17 protein-coding genes are annotated in these 19,206 nt (G+C 59.6%); 9 read left to right on the forward strand and 8 right to left on the reverse strand.

From position 1 onward, the window contains the following. Positions 1 to 33: 33 nt before the first annotated feature. The 5 genes from parE to AC3ISI_RS02540 all read left to right on the forward strand — a co-directional run bounded on the left by parE (position 34) and on the right by AC3ISI_RS02540 (position 6,632). Entirely contained in the window at positions 34 to 1,938 is a 1,905-nt protein-coding gene (gene parE / locus AC3ISI_RS02520) for a DNA topoisomerase IV subunit B (RefSeq protein WP_489335337.1), read from the forward strand. After that, positions 1,938 to 2,927, forward strand: a complete 990-nt coding sequence (locus tag AC3ISI_RS02525; RefSeq protein WP_489335338.1) for an esterase-like activity of phytase family protein — start codon at positions 1,938 to 1,940, stop codon at positions 2,925 to 2,927. The genes parE and AC3ISI_RS02525 overlap by 1 nt, the downstream gene beginning before the upstream one ends. Beyond that, positions 2,924 to 3,448: a retropepsin-like aspartic protease family protein gene (locus AC3ISI_RS02530; protein WP_489335339.1), complete on the forward strand. Its 525-nt coding sequence runs from the start codon at positions 2,924 to 2,926 to the stop codon at positions 3,446 to 3,448. Before AC3ISI_RS02525 ends, AC3ISI_RS02530 begins: the two co-directional genes overlap by 4 nt. 7 nt (positions 3,449 to 3,455) lie before the next feature. Next, complete coding sequence (gene parC / locus AC3ISI_RS02535; protein ID WP_489335340.1) at positions 3,456 to 5,723, forward strand: DNA topoisomerase IV subunit A; 2,268 nt, start codon at positions 3,456 to 3,458, stop codon at positions 5,721 to 5,723. Positions 5,724 to 5,918: 195 nt separating this feature from the next. Beyond that, a complete protein-coding gene (locus AC3ISI_RS02540; protein ID WP_489335341.1) occupies positions 5,919 to 6,632 on the forward strand; it encodes a PqiC family protein in 714 nt (237 codons plus the stop codon). A gap of 234 nt (positions 6,633 to 6,866) precedes the next feature. Here the strand turns inward: AC3ISI_RS02540 and AC3ISI_RS02545 are convergent, their stop codons facing one another. Next, positions 6,867 to 8,396: an AhpA/YtjB family protein gene (locus AC3ISI_RS02545; RefSeq protein ID WP_489335342.1), complete on the reverse strand. Its 1,530-nt coding sequence runs from the start codon at positions 8,394 to 8,396 to the stop codon at positions 6,867 to 6,869. 135 nt (positions 8,397 to 8,531) lie between these two features. Between AC3ISI_RS02545 and serB the strand changes: the two genes are divergently transcribed. Continuing rightward, positions 8,532 to 9,746, forward strand: a complete 1,215-nt coding sequence (gene serB / locus AC3ISI_RS02550; protein ID WP_007945613.1) for a phosphoserine phosphatase SerB — start codon at positions 8,532 to 8,534, stop codon at positions 9,744 to 9,746. 110 nt (positions 9,747 to 9,856) lie between these two features. Here serB and asd read toward each other — a convergent pair whose 3' ends face one another. From asd to AC3ISI_RS02565, 3 genes are read right to left on the reverse strand one after another with little or no spacing between them, the layout of a single operon-like run. Next, positions 9,857 to 10,717 (reverse strand): archaetidylserine decarboxylase, encoded by an 861-nt coding sequence (asd, locus tag AC3ISI_RS02555; RefSeq protein WP_489335343.1) that lies wholly within the window; start codon positions 10,715 to 10,717, stop codon positions 9,857 to 9,859. A 17-nt stretch (positions 10,718 to 10,734) separates the two neighbouring features. After that, positions 10,735 to 11,550 (reverse strand): thiosulfate sulfurtransferase, encoded by an 816-nt coding sequence (rhdA, locus tag AC3ISI_RS02560; protein ID WP_489335344.1) that lies wholly within the window; start codon positions 11,548 to 11,550, stop codon positions 10,735 to 10,737. Between the two features lie 42 nt (positions 11,551 to 11,592). Then, positions 11,593 to 13,131: an HDOD domain-containing protein gene (locus AC3ISI_RS02565; protein WP_489335345.1), complete on the reverse strand. Its 1,539-nt coding sequence runs from the start codon at positions 13,129 to 13,131 to the stop codon at positions 11,593 to 11,595. 166 nt (positions 13,132 to 13,297) lie between these two features. On the opposite strand from AC3ISI_RS02565, the gene motA reads away from it, so the two are divergent. Continuing rightward, complete coding sequence (gene motA / locus AC3ISI_RS02570) at positions 13,298 to 14,149, forward strand: flagellar motor stator protein MotA (protein WP_489335346.1); 852 nt, start codon at positions 13,298 to 13,300, stop codon at positions 14,147 to 14,149. Positions 14,150 to 14,311: 162 nt separating this feature from the next. Further along, positions 14,312 to 15,346, forward strand: a complete 1,035-nt coding sequence (gene motB / locus AC3ISI_RS02575) for a flagellar motor protein MotB (RefSeq protein WP_489335347.1) — start codon at positions 14,312 to 14,314, stop codon at positions 15,344 to 15,346. Between the two features lie 43 nt (positions 15,347 to 15,389). On the opposite strand, the gene AC3ISI_RS02580 is transcribed toward motB, so the two are convergent. From AC3ISI_RS02580 to rsgA, 4 genes are all read right to left on the reverse strand, one after another. Continuing rightward, positions 15,390 to 15,875, reverse strand: coding sequence for a toll/interleukin-1 receptor domain-containing protein (locus AC3ISI_RS02580; RefSeq protein ID WP_489335348.1), 486 nt, complete (start codon positions 15,873 to 15,875; stop codon positions 15,390 to 15,392). Next, complete coding sequence (locus AC3ISI_RS02585; RefSeq protein WP_489335349.1) at positions 15,875 to 16,834, reverse strand: caspase family protein; 960 nt, start codon at positions 16,832 to 16,834, stop codon at positions 15,875 to 15,877. Before AC3ISI_RS02585 ends, AC3ISI_RS02580 begins: the two co-directional genes overlap by 1 nt. A gap of 2 nt (positions 16,835 to 16,836) precedes the next feature. Beyond that, entirely contained in the window at positions 16,837 to 17,244 is a 408-nt protein-coding gene (locus AC3ISI_RS02590; protein ID WP_489335350.1) for a TIR domain-containing protein, read from the reverse strand. 212 nt (positions 17,245 to 17,456) lie between these two features. Beyond that, positions 17,457 to 18,488, reverse strand: coding sequence for a small ribosomal subunit biogenesis GTPase RsgA (gene rsgA / locus AC3ISI_RS02595; protein ID WP_489335351.1), 1,032 nt, complete (start codon positions 18,486 to 18,488; stop codon positions 17,457 to 17,459). Positions 18,489 to 18,595: 107 nt separating this feature from the next. On the opposite strand from rsgA, the gene orn reads away from it, so the two are divergent. Then, complete coding sequence (orn, locus tag AC3ISI_RS02600) at positions 18,596 to 19,138, forward strand: oligoribonuclease (RefSeq protein WP_046056848.1); 543 nt, start codon at positions 18,596 to 18,598, stop codon at positions 19,136 to 19,138. Positions 19,139 to 19,206: the final 68 nt, after the last annotated feature.

Genomic DNA, 19,206 nt, shown 5'->3' on the forward strand with positions numbered 1-19,206 from the left:
ATTTCTTCACAGAACATTTGACGACGAGACCCCATGGCCACTCCCAGCGCTAGCTCTTATAACGCAGACGCCATCGAAGTCCTCTCGGGCCTCGACCCGGTGCGCAAACGGCCCGGCATGTACACCGACACCAGTCGGCCGAACCACCTCGCCCAGGAAGTCATCGACAACAGCGTCGACGAAGCCTTGGCCGGGCATGCGACATCGGTGCAGGTCATCCTGCACGCCGACCACTCCCTGGAAGTCAGCGATGACGGTCGTGGCATGCCGGTGGACATTCACCCGGAAGAGGGTGTTTCGGGTGTTGAGCTGATCCTCACCAAGCTTCATGCGGGTGGCAAATTTTCCAACAAGAACTACCAGTTCTCCGGCGGTCTGCACGGGGTGGGTATTTCGGTGGTCAACGCCTTGTCGACCGAAGTCCGGGTGCGTGTGAAGCGTGACGGCAACGAATACCAGATGACCTTTGCCGACGGTTACAAAAAAACCGAGCTGGAAGTGATCGGCACGGTCGGTAAACGCAACACCGGTACCAGCGTGTTCTTCGCGCCGGACCCGAAATACTTCGATTCGCCAAAATTCTCCATCAGCCGCCTCAAGCACGTGCTCAAGGCCAAGGCCGTTCTGTGCCCGGGGCTGCTGGTCAGTTTTGAAGACAAGGCCACCGGTGAAAAAGTCGAGTGGCATTACGAAGATGGCCTGCGCTCCTATCTGGTAGACGCGGTCAGCGAATTCGAACGCCTGCCGGACGAGCCGTTCTGCGGCAGCCTGGCCGGTAATAAAGAAGCGGTCGACTGGGCGCTGCTGTGGTTGCCGGAAGGTGGCGACGCGGTGCAGGAAAGCTACGTCAACCTGATCCCGACGGCCCAGGGCGGTACGCACGTCAACGGTTTGCGTCAGGGTTTGCTCGATGCCATGCGCGAATTCTGCGAATTCCGCAGCCTATTGCCGCGTGGCGTGAAGCTGGCGCCAGAAGACGTCTGGGAACGCATCGCCTTCGTGTTGTCGATGAAAATGCAGGAGCCGCAATTCTCCGGCCAGACCAAAGAGCGTTTGTCGTCCCGTGAAGCGGCGGCATTCGTATCCGGTGTGGTCAAGGATGCCTTCAGTCTGTGGCTCAACGCCAACCCGGAAACCGGCATGCTGCTGGCGGAGCTGGCGATCAACAACGCCGGCCGACGCCTCAAGGCGAGCAAGAAGGTCGAGCGCAAGCGTATCACCGCAGGGCCGGCGCTGCCGGGCAAACTGGCCGATTGCGCCGGGCAGGACCCGATGCGTTCCGAGCTGTTTCTGGTGGAAGGTGATTCCGCCGGTGGCTCCGCCAAGCAAGCGCGGGACAAAGAGTTTCAAGCGATCCTGCCGTTGCGCGGCAAGATTCTGAACACCTGGGAAGTGGACGGTAGTGAAGTGCTGGCCAGCCAGGAAGTACATAACATTGCCGTGGCCATCGGTGTCGATCCTGGCGCCGCAGACATGAGCCAGCTACGTTACGGCAAGATCTGCATCCTCGCCGACGCCGACTCCGACGGTCTGCACATTGCCACGTTGTTGTGCGCGTTGTTCGTCCAGCATTTCCGCCCGTTGGTGGATGCCGGTCACGTCTATGTCGCCATGCCGCCGCTGTACCGCATCGACTTGGGCAAAGAGATTTACTACGCCCTCGACGAAGCCGAGCGCGATGGCATTCTGGATCGTCTGGTCGCCGAGAAAAAACGCGGCAAGCCGCAGGTCACCCGATTCAAAGGTCTGGGTGAAATGAATCCGCCGCAGCTGCGCGAAACCACTATGGACCCGAACACCCGGCGTCTGGTGCAGTTGACCCTGGACGATTTCGAAGCGACGTCGGAAATGATGGACATGTTGCTGGCGAAGAAACGCGCCGGTGACCGCAAATCCTGGCTGGAATCCAAGGGCAACCTGGCCGAGGTTCTTGGTTGATGCGGGGTGGCTTTGCCCTGGCGTGTTGTTTACTTCTGGCCCCGGTTCTGGCGTTTGCTGAACCGGCACCAGAATTGCGCGTGATAGCCGAACATCCCGTTGATGGCATGCTCGGCGGCAATCTGTCGGGACTTGCCCAGTGCGGCAAGGACTTGTGGGCGGTGTCCGATCGCGACGACGATCAAATCTATCGCCTAGATACCCGCGACACGGTCTGGCAGGCCGAAGCCGTGGGCATCGGTGTGCCTGCGGTGCCGGACAGCGGTTTGCCTTGGGGGTTGCGTTCGCGAGCCTGGGCGACGTCGTTCGTGCGGGGCGGCGATCTGGATTTCGAAGCCATTACCTGCGACAACGCCGGCAATCGCTACATTGTCAGCGAAGCTCATGCTGCCGTCCTGCAAGTGCCACTGACGGGGCCGGCGACCTGGTTGAAAATCTCGCCAATGCTGGTTCGCGAAGCGCGGGCCAGTGGCATGCTATTGCAATTCAATGCGCTGTTTGAGGGGCTGGCGATCAATCCTGCGGGTGATCAGCTGTGGTTCGCTGCCGAGCGTCAAAGCCGCGGATTGTTGACGATCAAGCGCAAGCAAACCGTGTGGGACTGCGACGGCGGCTGTGTGCTGCTGAGCGAAGCGGGCATGGAAATGCAGCCACCGCAGTTCCCCCACGCCAAACCGGTCAATCGGGATTTCTCTGACCTGTCATTGTTCAACGGCAAGCTGTTTACCCTTGAGCGCAATGCCTATCAGATTTGTCGCCGTGACCCGCAGACGGCCAAGGTCGAGCGCTGCTGGTCCTATGCGGCCGAGTTGTTGCAGGAAAACCGTCGCTATTCGCAGAACTACGGGCTGGAGGAGGCGTTGGTCATCGACGCTGACGGTGCCTGGATTGGTGTCGACAACAATTTCGGGCCTCGCGCCGATGGCGAGGTCCGCCCGGTTGTCTGGCGCTTCGCTGCGCCTGAAGGTGGCTGGAGTGCCAAGCCTTGAGTCAACAACCGCCGGGTAAACGCGCCGGTCGAGTGTTGATGGTGCTGGCCTGGTGCGCAGCACTGTTTCTGGCCACGCGGTTTTTTGGCCAGTGGGAAGAGCGGCAGCAAAACCCGAATGTGGTGGTCAGTTCCGAGCAGGGCGATGGGTTTGTCGAAGTGAAACTGGTCAGCAATGGCCAGGGACATTTTGTCGCCAGCGGTGCGATCAATGGCCATCCAGTGGATTTCATGCTCGATACCGGGGCGACGGATGTGTCAATTCCGGCCAGTGTGGCCGAGGGATTGAAACTGGAGCAAGGCTTCGGGGTGACCCTGAGCACGGCCAATGGTCTGAGCGAGGGCTATCGAACTCGCATCGACCGGCTGCAACTGGGCGACATTGTGTTGCGTGATGTTCGCGCGCTGGTCGCTCCAGGCCTGGAAGGCAAACAGGTGCTGCTCGGCATGAGCGCACTGAACAAACTTGAATTTACCCAGCGCGGTGGCACCATGCTGCTGCGCCAGACAACGAACCGATGAGGCCCGCATGAGCGACTCCCTTGATCTCAGCCTGGACGGTGTAGAACGCCGGTCACTGGCTGACTTCACCGAAAATGCCTACCTCAACTACTCCATGTACGTGATCATGGACCGTGCCTTGCCGCATATCGGCGACGGCCTGAAACCGGTACAGCGACGCATCATCTACGCGATGAGTGAGTTGGGGCTGGACGCTGATTCCAAGCACAAGAAATCGGCGCGTACCGTCGGTGACGTGCTCGGCAAGTTCCACCCGCACGGCGACTCGGCCTGCTACGAAGCCATGGTCCTGATGGCCCAGCCGTTCAGCTACCGCTACACGCTGGTCGACGGTCAGGGTAACTGGGGTGCGCCGGATGATCCCAAGTCCTTCGCCGCCATGCGTTACACCGAAGCGCGGCTGTCGCGTTACTCCGAAGTACTGCTCAGTGAGTTGGGTCAGGGCACGGCGGACTGGGGCCCGAACTTCGACGGCACCCTCGACGAGCCGCTGGTGTTGCCGGCACGTTTGCCGAACATCCTGCTCAACGGCACCACCGGCATCGCCGTGGGCATGGCCACCGACGTGCCACCGCACAACCTGCGCGAAGTCGCGACGGCATGCGTGCGCTTGCTCGATGAGCCCAAAGCCACGGTCGAACAGCTCTGTGAACACATCCAGGGCCCGGATTACCCGACCGAAGCGGAAATCATCACCCCGCGCGCCGACCTGCTGAAAATGTACGAAACCGGCAAGGGCTCGGTGCGCATGCGCGCCGTGTACCACATTGAAGACGGCGACATTATCGTCACCGCCCTGCCGCATCAGGTGTCCGGTGCCAAGGTGCTGGAACAGATCGCCGCGATGATGCAGGCCAAACCGTCCAAGGCCCCGCAGATCGCTGACTTGCGCGACGAGTCCGACCACGAAAACCCGTGCCGCATCGTGATCATTCCCGGCGCGCGCAAAAACTTTGACCACGATGCACTGATGACGCACCTGTTCGCCAGCACCGAGCTGGAGTCGAGCTACCGGGTCAACATCAACATCATTGGTCTGGACGGCAAGCCGCAACTGAAAAACTTGCGAGCGTTGTTGGTCGAGTGGCTGGAGTTCCGGGTGCAGACCGTGCGTCGCCGCCTGCAATTCCGCCTCGACAAGGTCGAGCGTCGCCTGCACCTGTTGGACGGCTTGCTGATTGCTTACCTCAATCTGGATGAAGTGATTCACATCATCCGCACCGAGGAGCATCCAAAGGCCGCCCTGATCGCGCGTTTCGCCCTGAGCGAAATCCAGGCCGATTACATCCTCGACACCCGTTTGCGTCAGTTGGCGCGACTGGAAGAGATGAAGTTGCGTGCTGAGCAGGATGAACTGCTCAAAGAACAAGCCAAGCTGCAAGCCCTGCTGAGCAGCGAAGCCAAACTGAAAAAACTGGTGCGCACCGAGCTGATCAAGGACGCCGAGACCTATGGCGACGACCGTCGGTCGCCGATTGTCGAGCGCGCCGAGGCCAAGGCACTGACCGAACACGATCTGCTGCCGAACGAGAAAGTGACGGTTGTGCTGTCGGAAAAAGGCTGGGTTCGCTCTGCCAAAGGGCACGAGATTGATGCCACCGGGCTCTCCTACAAGGCTGGGGACGGCTTCAAGGCCTTGGCGGCCGGCCGCTCCAACCAGTTTGCGGTGTTTATTGACTCCACCGGTCGCAGTTATTCGGTGGCGACTCATACGTTGCCATCGGCCCGTGGCCAGGGCGAGCCGTTGACCGGTCGTCTGACGCCTCCGCCAGGCGCGAGTTTCGAATGCGTGCTGATGCCGGAAGACGATTCGCTGTACGTGATCGCTTCCGACGCCGGGTATGGTTTCGTGGTCAAAGGTGAAGACTTCCAGGCCAAGAACAAGGCCGGCAAGGCGTTGCTGAGTCTGCCGAGCAACTCGAAAGTCATTCTGCCGCGCCCGGTGGCTGATCGCGAGAGTAACTGGCTGGCTTCGGTGACAACCGAAGGTCGCTTGCTCATCTTCAAAATCAGCGACCTGCCACAATTAGGTAAGGGCAAAGGCAACAAGATCATCGGCATCACCGGTGAGCGCGTGGCCAACCGCGAAGAATATGTGACGGACATCGCCGTTCTGCCGGACGGTGCCACCTTGGTGTTACAGGCTGGAAAACGTACCTTGTCACTGAAAGCGGACGACCTTGAGCACTACAAAGGTGAACGTGGGCGTCGCGGTAACAAGTTGCCACGCGGTTTTCAGAGGGTGGATGCGCTGCTCGTCGAAAACCTCAATTAAGTGGATAGGGGGCTAGAGCGCCCCCTAGAGCGCTCGATCTACGATTTAACGCGTAGATCGACGCTTTGGCGCTGGAGTCGGAACGCATATTCACGGATGATATGGCCTTTCAAGCGCCGGCGTGGCCGAGCGTTCTTCATATTTATTGAGTATTTTCACTGTGGTTAGCCTTGTGGCAGCCACCTGGATGGGACGATGACTGCTCTGCGCCTTCCTTTTATTCTGATGCTCGCTGGCTTGCTAGGCCTTGCGGGTTGCAGCGTTCACCAGCCGGTGTCGCTGTATCAACTGGACAGTGGAAGCCCGGTTGCGCCTGCGCAAAGCGCGGGCATGGCGGTATTGTTGGGCCCGGTAACGGTTGCCGATTATCTGCAACGCGAAACCCTGTTGCAACGTCAACCCGATGGCAGTCTGCAGGCTGCCACCGACGGTCGTTGGGCGGGCAGTCTGTCTTCCGACATCGATCAGCTGTTGCTGCGTCAGGTAGCCGGTCGTCTGGACAGTCAGCGCGTTGTGCTGGCGCCTGCCACATCGGGTTTTACCCCGGATGTTCAGGTATTGCTGACGATTACCCGGCTGGACTCGGGTGTGTCGCAACCGGCAATCCTGGATGCGCAATGGCGTTTGATCGACCGTCGCGGCAAGGTTCGCGATAACCGCATCATTCACCTGCAAGAAGAGCACGCAGGCGGCACAGCGTCGCAGGTTCAGGCGCAAGGTGTGTTGTTGCAGCGTCTGGCGGAGCAGTTATCGGTGGCGCTCAAGCCATTGGCCAACCAGCCAACGGTTGCTGATGTACCGCGTAAATCGCCTCCCAAACTGGCCGCGCCGGCAGCTGAGCAAGAGAAACAGCCGAAGATCCCGATGGCTTCGCCGATCCGGACCGATATGGAAGTGTTCAGGTTCTAAGCCTGGGCTGATCCAAAACAAAGCCCGCCTTGTGCGGGCTTTGTTGTTTCTGCAGGTTGGAGATCTTTCGTGCTGCTCTGGCCTCATCGCGAGCAGGCTCGCTCCCACAAGGGATCTCGGACACCCACAAATCCACTGTGGGGGCGAGCCTGCTCGCGATGGGGGCCAGAGCAGACAACAAAAAACCCGCAGATGATCACCATCTGCGGGTTTCTTTTACATCGGGGCTAAGGCTTACGCCCGACGCTCATGCATCCGCGCCAGTTGCCGTTCCAGCATCGACGGGTAAGGCTCCATCAACCGCTCCACGCAGCAAGCGCCCTCAGGGCTCGCAATCGGACGAATCCGTGCACGCTGACGAATCAGCACGTCGTCACCGATCTTGCGCTGCACCAGCAGCAGGTTACGGCTGTGTTGCGACAGGGCCAGGGCGTCCTGAGCGGTTTCGGTCAGCAGCAAGTCGATCTGACTCATACCGAACAACTCCTCACCCAGCGTCAGACCCAACTGCAATTGCAGGGTGATGCCGCTGTCAGCGACTTCAATCTGCAATTGATGGCCCAGGGCGCGCAGCAGCTCACCGCAGCAGATGGCATTGGTCAGGTAGTCATCGCCACTGTCTTCGGTGTGGAACAGCATCAGTGTGCTGCCATCGTTCAGTGTGTGCAGTTCGCTCTGATAGAGCGAAGCTGCCTGATCAAGGCAGTCGCGATAGCGTTTCAGCAATTCTTCGAGGCGTGTGCGGGGCAGGCGACGCAGTTGGTCCTGAGCGCCCAGTTGCACGGCCAGGACGGCACTGTGCTGTGGCACATTCGAGATCACGGGCTTTGCTGCCGGTTTCGGTGCGACGGCGACTGACTCGTCACGCAGATCGGCAAATGCATCATCGTCATCGTCGTCTTCAGCGGTGCTGATAATGTGTCGTGGCGCTGGTTTCAGGCTCGCGACCGGTTTGGTTTCATCGAAACTCGGGTCACGCAAGTTGCGTACTTCAAAGGTCGGCTCGTTGTCGTCCGCATTTTCATCGCTGTCTTCGTACTCAGGCTCCGGCGCTGGTTCAGGCTCGGCGGGCTCCGGTGCGAAATTGGCGTGTAGCTGACGGGCCAGGTCGCCGATCTCGTCCTGACGCTCAGTGGCCGGAGTGTATTCGTCGATATTGCGCAGCCATACGCGTAATTGCAGCAGCGGCGTGGAGATGTGCCGGCCCAGGCGCAGGCTCAGGGCCAGGGACAATGCCAGCAGGATCGCACTCAAAATGCCCATGCTTTGCAGGCTGATGGTCATTGGCTGCTGGAATTGATCCATGTCCAGGCTGATGCGTAGTTGCCCGGCGGTCACGTCCTGGAACGTGATCTTGCTCTGGTACATGCCCTCGGCTTCGCCCAGCAGGCTGTGCTTGGGACGTTGACCAGCCTCAGCGAGGATGCGGTTATCCACGCTATAGATGGCGGCGTGGGCCACCAGCTTGTTCTTGGTCAGGTTGTTGAGCAGCACATTGAGGCTGAGGATGTCGTTGGACACCAACAGCTCCGTGGCGGAGGTGGCAGTCTGCGTGGTCAGGCTTTCGCCCAGCGCATCTGCCTGCTCGTGCATGGCCTGCTTGAACTGCAAACCCATCACGCCGGCGTAGATCACCAGGGCCAAGGCGACCAGGATCACGTTATGGCTGGCAATGCGTAATGCAATCGGTACACGGCGGTGGCGCAGTGCACGGAAGATCAGCAGAAAGAAGTTATCGGTTTTTACTGGCGTGGGCCGGTTCACTTGCGCTCGGCTCTTTTGTCCGTGAAGTTGACGCGCAGTATAGCGACAGGCCATAGGCCGGCAAAGCGCTCACGGTGCCCGATGGTCACTGAAAGTGGGTAGAATGCGGTTTTTTTCCACTTGCGGGGGTGCGCCTTGCGCGAAATCGTCCTGATAAACATCACGGGAGTCGACCGTCCGGGTCTGACTGCGGCCATTACCGGCGTTCTGGCCCAGGGTGGTGTGAACATTCTCGACATCGGTCAGGCGGTGATCCACGACACCCTGTCGTTCGGCATCCTGGTTGAAATTCCGGATACCGAGCAAGGCAAATCGGTGCTCAAGGACATCCTGTTCAAGGGTTACGAGCTCGATCAACAGGTCCGTTTCACGCCGGTGTCCGAAGAGGATTATCAGCAGTGGGTCGGTAATCAGGGCAAAAAACGCCACATCGTGACGCTATTGACCCGAAAAGTGACTGCCGGGCAATTGCAAGCCGTGAGCTCGATCACTGCCAAATATGGTCTGAACATTGATCACATCGATCGTCTGTCCGGACGCATGCCGCTGGATACCCCTGCTGACAAGGGCAAGGGCTGCATCGAGTTTTCCGTGCGTGGTGAAGCGGCTGATCCGCAGGCGCTGCGGGCCGAATTCCTCAGCGTCGCGCAGGAATTGAACGTTGACATCGCCTTTCAGGAAGACTCGCTGTTCCGTCGCAACCGTCGCCTGGCGGTGTTCGACATGGACTCGACCCTGATCGAAGCAGAAGTGATCGACGAACTGGCCAAGGCGGCGGGTGTCGGCGATCAGGTGTCTGAAATCACCGAGCGAGCGATGGCCGGCGAGCTGGACTTCCGTGCGAGCTTCAAAGAACGTCTGGCGTTGCTGCAAGGTCTGGATGTCAGCGTGCTGGATTCGATCGGAGCTTCCCTGCGCCTGACCGAGGGTGCTGAAACCCTGTTTGCCGAGCTCAAGCGTCTGGGCTACAAGACCGCCATTCTGTCGGGCGGCTTTACTTACTTCGCCAAGCAATTGCAGGCCAAGTTGGGCATTGACTACGTATTTGCCAACGAACTGGAAGTGGTTGATGGCAAGGTCACCGGCGTTGCGGTCGAGCCGATTGTCGATGCGCAGCGTAAGGCTGACTTGCTGCGTGAGCTGGCCCATAAGGAAGGATTGCGACTGGAGCAGACCATTGCAGTCGGTGACGGCGCCAATGATTTGCCGATGCTGGCGATTGCCGGGTTGGGTGTGGCGTTCCGGGCCAAGCCGCTGGTGAAACAGTCGGCGAAGCAGGCGATTTCCACCCTTGGGCTGGATGGTGTGCTGTACCTGCTGGGCTTCCGCGATCGTGACGGGCAGCTGTAAAAAGTAAACCTGCTGTAGGAGCTGGCTTGTCGGGTCGCCGCATCGCAGCGAAAGCGGTGTATCAGGTACACCGCGTTGCTGCATTCGCCGGCAAGCCGGCTCCTACAGGGTCAGGCCTTTGGCAGGCCCATGCCCTGGCCCATCTGCACCGGCGAACCGGCCGCCAGTTCTTCGGCCCATTGCACCTGATCTGGCCCGAACAGCACGACAGCGGTCGAACCCAGTTTGAAGCGACCCAATTCCGCACCTTTCTCCAGATGGATCGGCGCGCGGGCGGCTTCGTCGTAACGGAAGGTTTTCAGTTCGCGTTTCGGCGGCGTGACCAGCCCTGCCCAGACGGTTTCGATCGACGCAACGATCATCGCGCCTACCAGCACCACGGCCATCGGCCCGCGCTCAGTGTCGAAAATGCACGCCACACGCTCGTTTCGGGCGAACAGCTCCGGAACGTTTTCGGCGGTGGTCTGGTTGACTGAGAAGATTCGGCCCGGGATGTAGACCATCTCACGCAGGGTGCCGGCCAGCGGCATGTGCACGCGATGGTAATCCTTCGGCGACAGGTAAATAGTGGCGAAGTCACCGCCCATGAACGGCGCAGCGTTGGCCGCGTCACCGCCCAGCAACTCCAGCACGCTGAAACTGTGGCCCTTGGCCTGGAACACGCGACCGTGTTCGATAGGGCCGAGCTGGCTGATTGCGCCATCGGCCGGGCTGAGGATCGCGCCCGGAGTTTCGTCCAAAGGACGAGCGCCGTCCTTCAAAGCGCGGGTGAAAAACGCGTTGAAGTGCTCGTAGGCGGTGAGGTCTTCGACCAGGGCCTGGGACATGTCCACTTGATAACGCTTGGCGAACCAGGCGGTAAAGGCGTTTTTGAACCAGCGCACGCGGCATTCGGCAATGCAGCCGGCCAGTCGCGAGAGCAAGTGATGGGGCAGCAGGTATTGGCTGAGGATAAACAGACGCTTATTCATTAACTGTCCTTAAAACCTTAAATCTCTACGGGGGTGTCGGGATGGTTGCCCCATTCGCCCCAGGAACCGGCATAGCCTTTGACCCGCGGATAACCGAGGGATTTGGCCACCAGATAGGTGAAGCCAGAACGGTGGTGAGTCTGGCAGTGGGTAATCACTTCTTTGTCTTTGCTGATCCCTAGCTGTTCAAGGATCTGCGGCATGTCCGTGCGGATGCGCAAGTTTCGCGCCTGATCCATGCCTGCGGTCCATTCGAAGTTGACGGCGCCGGGAATGTGCCCGGCCTTGGCCGCCAGCACTTTCTCGCCGGAGTACTCCAGTGGCCCGCGCGCGTCCCAGATCGCCAGGTCGGCGGCACCGAGACGGCTTTGCAGGTACTCGCGGGTGGCGGTGGGTTCGTCGTGCAGGGTCAATGCCACCGGGCCGCCAACGGGCGCCGGGATTTGGATCGACATGGGCAAGCCTTCTGCCAGCCAGGCCGGGAGGCCTCCGTCGACGTAGTGGTACTTACGGTGACCGATGACGTCCAGCAGCCAGATAAAACGCCCGGCCCAGCCGCCGCCTTCGTCGTCATACACCACGTACACCGCGTCGGGATTGTGTCCCAGCTCACCGAACAACGCTTCGAGCGCCGCTTTCGGCGGCATCAGCCCCGGCGCTGGCGCCTGACCGAGTTGCGTGCGTTTCGGATCGACAAAACGCGCACCGGGAAGATGCCCTTCGGCGTAACGGGCGCTGCTGGTCAGGTCCACCAGAATCAGATCGCGGGACTCAAGGCGAGGGAGCAAGTCGCTCGGCTCGATCACCAGCGGCAAGCCAGAGAAGTCAGACATGTGAGGTCTCCAGAGCACAAAAGGGAGGATTGTAGCGCAGCGTCATTGGCCGCGGTGGCTAAAGGTGTACAGGGATTTCTCGATGCACTGCGCGGTTTTGCCGAAAGCTTGCACGGTTATTTCCGAGAGCGGTCCGCCGCCCTGATCCGCCGCCACCACCATGATCACCCGGCCATTATTGATCAGCGAGCGCAGCAACAGGTGTTCGCCACGGAATTGCGCGCGCAGGCTGGCCGGCAACAAGGCCGAGAATTGGGCGTTGTTGTCGGGTGTCAGGCGCACCTGAGCTTGTTGCGAGAGCAAACGTTGCAGCACGCTGCTTTGGCTCACAACGAAATTCAGCCCAGCCGTTTCTTTTGGTAGTCCTGCAATCTGATGCACCCGCAGATTGGCGTGTGTGCGATCAGCCATCAAGATCATCACTCGGCGCAAGCCGCACGCGACCAGAGCGTCACGGGCGGAGGTGGTCAAGTGCATGGCATTTGTGAAGGGGCTTGGCTCCATCAGCAACTCGGCGCATTGGTTGCGCCACTTTGCCAGGTCTTCGGTGGTTGGCGCCGGTGCCGGCAGCAGCCTGGCGTGGATACGGTTCATGCCCCACGGCCAGAGCAGCGAAACAGCGGGGTGCCACAAATCCGCCATGGCATGCAGCCGGGCGCTATTGGCGGCCTGTTGATGCAATTGCTGCTGCACCTCGGCCATGGGCATTTGCAGGTAAAGGCTGGTCAGGTATTGCCAGCGCTTGCTGTGAGGACTGTCCCATGCCTGTTGCGCCGACAGCGCCAGGCCGTTGGCCAGTAGCACGGTATTGGCCGGCTGATTGAGCCAGCGACGCAGGGTCGGATCGTCATCGAGGCGGTTTTGCTGGCGCAAGGGATGATCGCCGTCGCGGGCGATGCGCAGGACTTTGACCAGCTCGCGCTGCTCGGTCAGCAGCAGGCGATAACCCTGTTCCACCCAAATCGGCAGGCGCCAGAGGCTCACCAGGGTTTGGCAAATATCCAGCAAGCGCACACCGAACAACTGCTTTTCGACGTTGCGTGCCGATTCGCCTTTATGGATGACCCGCAGCTCCCACTCTTCAAGCAATTGCGGATGGGTCAGCGCCATGGGCCAGAGTGGCGAGAGAAACAGCAGGCTGCCCCAGTGAATGTCCTGCCACAGCCGCGCCAGGCGACTGGCAAAAAAACCATTGGCCTGTTGCGTCGCGTGCTGGCTGATCAACTGCAACTGACGCAACGCAATCGGGATCTGTGACAGCGGCTCTACGGGCAGGCAGGCGAGCAGTTCTTCGGTGCGTTTCAAACCGAGGCGATTGATCGCCACTTCAAGGTTTTCCGCAGGCTCGGTCATGCTGCCGTAGGTGTGGCGATTGGCTTCACGAATGATGCTCAAGGCCAAAGCCGGGCTGTCTTGCATGAGCTCTGCTATATCGCGAAGCGAGCTGCGGTGATCGGCGATGGCCTTGCAGACACGGTCATGGCTATCTTGCGGAACCGGCAGACGCACGCCATCGAGAAGCTTGACCCAGCCTTCAAGAGTTGTCGGTTTTTGAGTTGGAATGTTCGTTTGGTTAGCCATGGTTGGACGCAATCATCGTCTGCATTACCTGTGCCCGGAGAAGGCTAAATTAGCTTTTCGCTTGAACGGGCTATAGTCTGGCGCAGTTTTGCCGATAAGGAGAAGAAGAGATTTTTCAACTTCCGAATATGACCTTGAACCCGACTCAGTAAGTGTTTTCCTACCTATGGCTAAAATTCTCGGCATCATCGTCGTATTCGCAAGCGTGCTTGGCGGATACGTGCTCTCCCACGGCAAGATTGCCGCCCTTATTCAGCCTTTTGAGGTAATGATTATCGGGGGTGCGGCCCTTGGCGCATTCCTGCAGGCCAACCCTGGGCATATGGTCAAGCACGTTCTGAAGAAAGCCTTTGGGATGTTCAGTTCGCGTTTCAACCACACCTTCTACCTTGAAGTGCTGGGGCTGATTTACGAGATCCTTAACAAAAGCCGCCGCGAAGGCATGATGGCCATCGAAGGCGACATCGAGGATGCCGCGGCTAGCCCGATCTTCGCCAAGTACCCGGCGGTGCTCAAAGATGAACGCATGACCGCGTACATTTGCGATTACCTGCGCATCATGTCCTCCGGCAACATGGCCCCCCATGAGCTCGAAGGCCTGTTCGACATGGAACTGACCAGCCTCAAGGAAGATCTGGATCACCCTGCCCACGCGGTAAACGGTATCGCTGACGCCATGCCGGGTTTCGGTATCGTCGCGGCGGTACTGGGTATTGTTGTGACCATGGCCTCCCTGGGTGATAGCGATCAGAAAATGATCGGCGTGCACGTCGGTGCGGCGCTGGTCGGTACCTTCTTCGGTATTCTCGCCGCGTACGGTTTCTTTGGTCCGCTGGCCCATGCCCTGGCCCATGATGCCAAGGAAGAGCTGAACGTCTACGAAGCCATCAAGGCTTCGCTTGTGGCCTCGGCGTCCGGTATGCCGCCATCGCTGGCTGTGGAATTCGGTCGCAAGGTTCTGTATCCGGCGCACCGTCCTAGCTTCGCTGAGCTGGAACAAGCGGTTCGCGGTCGATAGTGCTCTGTTTTGCAAATACGCTCCTTTTTTGGCGAGTGACTGTTGTTGCCAGACAAGGCGCCGCGACGAGTCATAGCTCGCTATGGCGAGGAGCGGCAACGCCGTATGGCGACAACAGGCACCGTCAAAAAGGAACAGTATTTGTGAGACAGAGCACTCTGTATGGAAAATAACCAGCCGATCATCATCAAGCGCGTCAAGAAATACGCGGGCGGGCATCACGGCGGTTCCTGGAAAATCGCTTTCGCGGACTTTGCGACGGCGATGATGGCGTTCTTCCTGGTGCTGTGGCTGCTCTCCACCGCAACACCGGAACAGAAAATCCTCATCGCCGGTTACTTCAAAGACCCGGTTGGCTTTACCGAAAGTGGCACCCCGTACATCATCGATCTGGGCGGTTCTCCGACCCTGGCGCCAGATAAAACCCTCAACCCCGAAGTGAAGTCGCAGCCGCAGCCAGACCGGGTCACCATCGACACCGAGCAGGTCGAAGGCATGGCCGAGCAGGTCGAGAAGGAGCGCCTGGAACTGTTGCTGCAAGAATTGCAGAACAAGGTCGATGAAAATCCGCAGCTGCAGAAATTCAAGGATCAGATCCTCTTCGAGATCACGCAGGACGGTTTGCGCATCCAGATCATGGACGCCGAAAACCGCCCGATGTTCGATTCTGGTAGTGCACGTCTGAAACCGTATTTCGAAGACATCCTGCTGGCCATGGCTGACACCATCAAAGCGGTGCCGAACAAGATCAGCATCAGCGGCCACACCGATGCCAAGCCGTACTCGGGCACCGGTGACTTCGGCAACTGGGAGCTCTCGGCCAACCGTGCCAACGCCGCCCGCCGCGCGCTGGTCGCCGGCAGTTATCCGGAGCAGCAGGTGGCGCGGGTGGTCGGTTATGCCTCGTCGGCGCTGTTCGACCGTGAGCACCCATTCAATCCGGTCAACCGCCGGATCGATATTGTGGTACTGACCAAGAAAGCCCAGCGGGCCATCGAAGGTTCGCAAGGTGCGGAACCTGCGCCAGAGCCGGCGCCAACACCAGGGCAGATTGGTCCGGGCGAAGTGCCGGCCAAACCAGTCGATCCGAACGCCTTGCCGGCGGATAAGGAACCGCTGCCGGCCCATGAGCTTCGCGAGCGTTTGAACATCTTCGAAAACCCGGCGCCGAAACCGGCGGAACCGCCGAAGCAGTGACCCACAAAAAAGCCGCGAGATGATCGCGGCTTTTTTGTGCCTGTCAGAAACCGCGCCGAATCCGGGTTTTGAGCTTGTCGTGAAACAGGTCGGCATCGCGCTTGTGGGCGCTGCGGATGGATTCGTTGAACGACTCCAGCCCCGCTGAGCGGCTAGAGAGTGATTCTTCACGATAGGCGTCGATAAAGAAGTTGATATCGTTCTCACCGCTCAATTTCGGCCATTTATCGAGGTACAGCGGCAGCGCGCTGGGGCCGATTTTGTAAGAGCAGATCCGGCGATTGCTGATGGTCGCTTCGCCGATTTCGAACGGCACCCACCACGACTGCGCGGTCTGCTCCGAAACCACGGCCATCAGGTGTGTGCATTCGGTGATGTTGCGGGTGATGACGGTGGTGATGTCTTCAGTGGTTTGCGATTCCGCGTCCAGCACATCGAGGTAGGTCTTGATGTTTGCTTGCGTCAGGCGGGTGTTAATGGCCATCGCATGAGCGCGGTCGGTGTGGCGGTAGCTGATAAACACAGGCATCAGAAATGTCCCTTGATCGCGAGTTCGCGGTAATAGGCGCCGAGGGCGGTCAGGCGGCAGCCGGTGGAGTTGATGGCCGCGTAGTACATGTGCTCGGCGTCTACCGGTTCTATCAGGCTGTGGCGGTTGCACTTTTGCAGTTGCTTGAAGATGTCGCCGTTGTCGGGATCGAACGCAGCCTCGGTCGGTTCGTAGCTGGGATCCAACGGGTACACATAGCTCGGTTCCGGGAACCAGTCCTTGAGCTTGCGCAGGGTTTCTTCGGCAATCAGCGGCGTGACTTCGCGCAACGGTACAAATTGCGAGACGTTGGTCTTGAACACTGGCCGCTGCTCCCAGGCACCCAGCGCATTGTCGACGAACGAATACACGCTGCCGGGGGTGACTTTGCCCAAGACATTGGCGGCACCGCCGTGCAGTGCTTGCAGTAACAGGTCGGTAAACACGCCGTGGCCGCGACCTTCGAGCGCCACCTGGTCCTTTTTACAGGCGGTGAGAATGGTCATGCCTTCGCTGATCACGCTGCTGCCACCGCGCAACCCGCGTATGGCCGCCGCCGCGCCGGCCTGGCAGCAGTCGAGGATGATGATTTTGTTCTTGATGTGGGTGGCGCTTTCCGCCCAGTTGAGGATGTCGCTGATGCGGATGCCTTCGACGCCCTGACCGAAGTCCTGCGGGATCAGCAAGCCTTCGTCGATGCTGGTATCGAACTGGCCGTGACCGGCGAAGTACAACAGCGCCACGTCGCAATCTCCGGAAAACAGGCTCTGGATCTGCTGCTTCAGGTTCGTGTGAGTGAGGTTTTCCTCCGCCGAGGTCAGGACCTTGCTGCTGAAGTTCGGACGCCCGTTGGCGTGGCGTTCCAGCACCGAGGCCATGGCCATTGCGTCGTTGTTGCAGCCACTCAATGGCGACACCTGGGTGTAGTGGTTGATGCCTATGAACAGTCCCTTGCGCATGGTTACACCGCCGTGTGCAGGCGAATCGCGTTGACGATGCTGTTGGTGTTCCACGCACATTCGGCGTGCGCGGCATCACGCACCACCGTGGAAATCCGCTCTGCCCCAAACGGCTTGACCGCAATGATCACCTTGCCCATCCGCTTGGCGATCTCGATTTCCTTGTTGATCCACTTGCTGTAGGTCGAATACATCCCCGCCATGATCAGCACTGCCGAGCACGGACGAATCTTGTTTTCGATGGCTTCTTCCAGTTGTTTGTCGGTCTGTGCGTCGGTGATCGGGTTGTCCGTCGGTACTGAAAAATTTTTGAAGGTGAAGCCGGGTTTGGCATTGAGCAGGCGCACGAGATTGTCGTGGGCGTGGGGGTAGTTCCACGAATGGCTGATGAACAAATGGTAGGTTTGCATGGTTGTCCCTCGGTATCGCCGGAATGCGAAGAGGGCTTGAATGTATGCACTTGAATGGCCGCAACAAGGCCTGCGCGGCTAAAGAGACGGGTCCTTCAAGCGGGTGCGCAGAAGTCTTACAGAAGTGTCTGACGTTTAATCAGTGGGGAAATGTGTAGGTCGCAATAAGCGGCCTACCGCCCTGTCAGTGTCGGGGCGGCAGGCACTTCTGTTTAGTAGCTGGTTTCAGGCAGGCTGGCGATGATCGAGCGGTAGCTGTTCATCCGTTGCTGCTGCACGCGGCCTTCTTCGAGGGCTTTGAGCAGCGCGCAACCCGGTTCGCGGTCGTGCTTGCAGTCGCGGAAGCGGCAGGTGCCGATCAGTTCGTTGAACTCGATGAAGCCGGCTTCGACATCGGCGCGGCTGACGTGGCCCAGGCCGAATTCACGAATACCCGGCGAGTCGATCAACTCACCGCCACCGGGGAAGTGGAACAACCGCGCGGTGGTCGTGGTGTGAGTGCCCTGGCCGGACAGCTCGGACAACGGACCGACGCGGGCTTCGACTTCCGGCAGCAGGCTGTTGACCAGCGACGACTTGCCGACACCGGACTGGCCGACGAATACGCTGATGCGTCCGTCCAGTTGTTTCTGAAGTTGCTCCATGCCATTGCCATGGTGAGCCGAGACTTCCAGCACCGGGTAGCCGAGCGTGCGGTAAACCGCCAGCAAGGCATTCAGGGCCGGGGCGTTCTGCTCGTCGATCAGGTCGAATTTGTTGAGCAGCAGCAGCGGACGAATCCCTGCGTGCTCGGCGGCGACCAGATAGCGGTCAATCAGATTCGCGTGAGGCTCGGGCAGCGGGGCGAAGACGATGACGATCATGTCGACGTTGGCCGCTACCGGTTTGAGCTGGCCACGACTGTCCGGGCGGCAGAGTTCGGTTTTACGTGGCAGTTGCGCCACGATCACGCCGATCCCTTGGTTGCCGGCCCGCCAGACCACCTGATCGCCGGTCACCAGCGCTGGCAGGTTGGCGCGCAAGTGGCAGCGGAACACCTGGCCGGCCAAATCGCCATCGAGGGCTTCGACTTCAACCTGCACACCGAAGTGCGCGATCACAAGGCCCGTCTGTTCCGGACCCAGGTCGCCACCCTCAAGTGCCTCGACAGCCGAGGACTCGCGTTTGGCGGCGCGGGCAGCGCGTTCGCCCTGAATCTTTTCGATGCGCCAGTTTTGACGACGATTGAGTTGGCGTTTGGCCATGGGTGTTCCGTATCAAGAATGCAGCGATTAGGTAAAACGGCCGCGAGTTTAGCACGCCCCGCCGGTTGCCTAGGCTAAACTGCGCAGCATTGCCTAGGAGCCGACACATGCAAAACCCGCAGAATCTGATCTGGATCGACCTGGAAATGACCGGTCTGAACCCTGATACCGACGTCATCATCGAGATGGCCACCATTGTCACCGACAGTGACTTGAACACCTTGGCCGAAGGTCCGGTGATCGCTATCCACCACAGCGACGAAATTCTCGCCGGCATGGACGAGTGGAACACCCGTCAACACGGCGGCTCGGGCCTGACCCAGCGCGTTCGCGACAGCCGCATCAGCATGGCCGAAGCCGAAGCCCAGACCATCGCCTTCCTTGAACAGTGGGTGCCGAAGGGCAAGTCGCCGATTTGCGGCAACAGCATTTGCCAGGATCGCCGCTTCCTTTATACGCACATGAAATCCCTGGAAAGCTTCTTTCATTACCGCAACCTCGACGTGTCGACGCTTAAAGAGCTGGCCGCGCGCTGGGCGCCGGATGTGCGCGACAGCTTCAAAAAAGGTAGCACTCATTTGGCGCTGGACGACATCCGTGAGTCGATTGCCGAGTTGCAGCACTACCGCAAGCATTTCATCAAGTTCTGATTTTGAGGTGTCGGCACCGCCGCCATCGCGGGCAAGCCCGCTCCCACAAGGACTGCGCTGACCTGTGG

The sequence above is a fragment of the Pseudomonas sp. GL_139_B genome (assembly GCF_057834475.1).

Excerpts from the sequence above, each read along its gene's own strand:
- asd (WP_489335343.1), bottom strand. The coding sequence starts at position 10,717 with ATGAATAAGCGTCTGTTTATCCTCAGCCAATACCTGCTGCCCCATCAC.
- AC3ISI_RS02585 (WP_489335349.1), bottom strand. The coding sequence starts at position 16,834 with ATGCGCAAGGGACTGTTCATAGGCATCAACCACTACACCCAGGTGTCG.
- AC3ISI_RS02590 (WP_489335350.1), bottom strand. The coding sequence starts at position 17,244 with ATGCAAACCTACCATTTGTTCATCAGCCATTCGTGGAACTACCCCCAC.
- rsgA (WP_489335351.1), bottom strand. The coding sequence starts at position 18,488 with ATGGCCAAACGCCAACTCAATCGTCGTCAAAACTGGCGCATCGAAAAG.
- AC3ISI_RS02565 (WP_489335345.1), bottom strand. The coding sequence starts at position 13,131 with ATGGCTAACCAAACGAACATTCCAACTCAAAAACCGACAACTCTTGAA.
- AC3ISI_RS02525 (WP_489335338.1), top strand. The coding sequence starts at position 1,938 with ATGCGGGGTGGCTTTGCCCTGGCGTGTTGTTTACTTCTGGCCCCGGTT.
- AC3ISI_RS02540 (WP_489335341.1), top strand. The coding sequence starts at position 5,919 with ATGACTGCTCTGCGCCTTCCTTTTATTCTGATGCTCGCTGGCTTGCTA.
- rhdA (WP_489335344.1), bottom strand. The coding sequence starts at position 11,550 with ATGTCTGACTTCTCTGGCTTGCCGCTGGTGATCGAGCCGAGCGACTTG.
- AC3ISI_RS02580 (WP_489335348.1), bottom strand. The coding sequence starts at position 15,875 with ATGCCTGTGTTTATCAGCTACCGCCACACCGACCGCGCTCATGCGATG.
- parE (WP_489335337.1), top strand. The coding sequence starts at position 34 with ATGGCCACTCCCAGCGCTAGCTCTTATAACGCAGACGCCATCGAAGTC.
- orn (WP_046056848.1), top strand. The coding sequence starts at position 18,596 with ATGCAAAACCCGCAGAATCTGATCTGGATCGACCTGGAAATGACCGGT.
- motA (WP_489335346.1), top strand. The coding sequence starts at position 13,298 with ATGGCTAAAATTCTCGGCATCATCGTCGTATTCGCAAGCGTGCTTGGC.
- parC (WP_489335340.1), top strand. The coding sequence starts at position 3,456 with ATGAGCGACTCCCTTGATCTCAGCCTGGACGGTGTAGAACGCCGGTCA.
- motB (WP_489335347.1), top strand. The coding sequence starts at position 14,312 with ATGGAAAATAACCAGCCGATCATCATCAAGCGCGTCAAGAAATACGCG.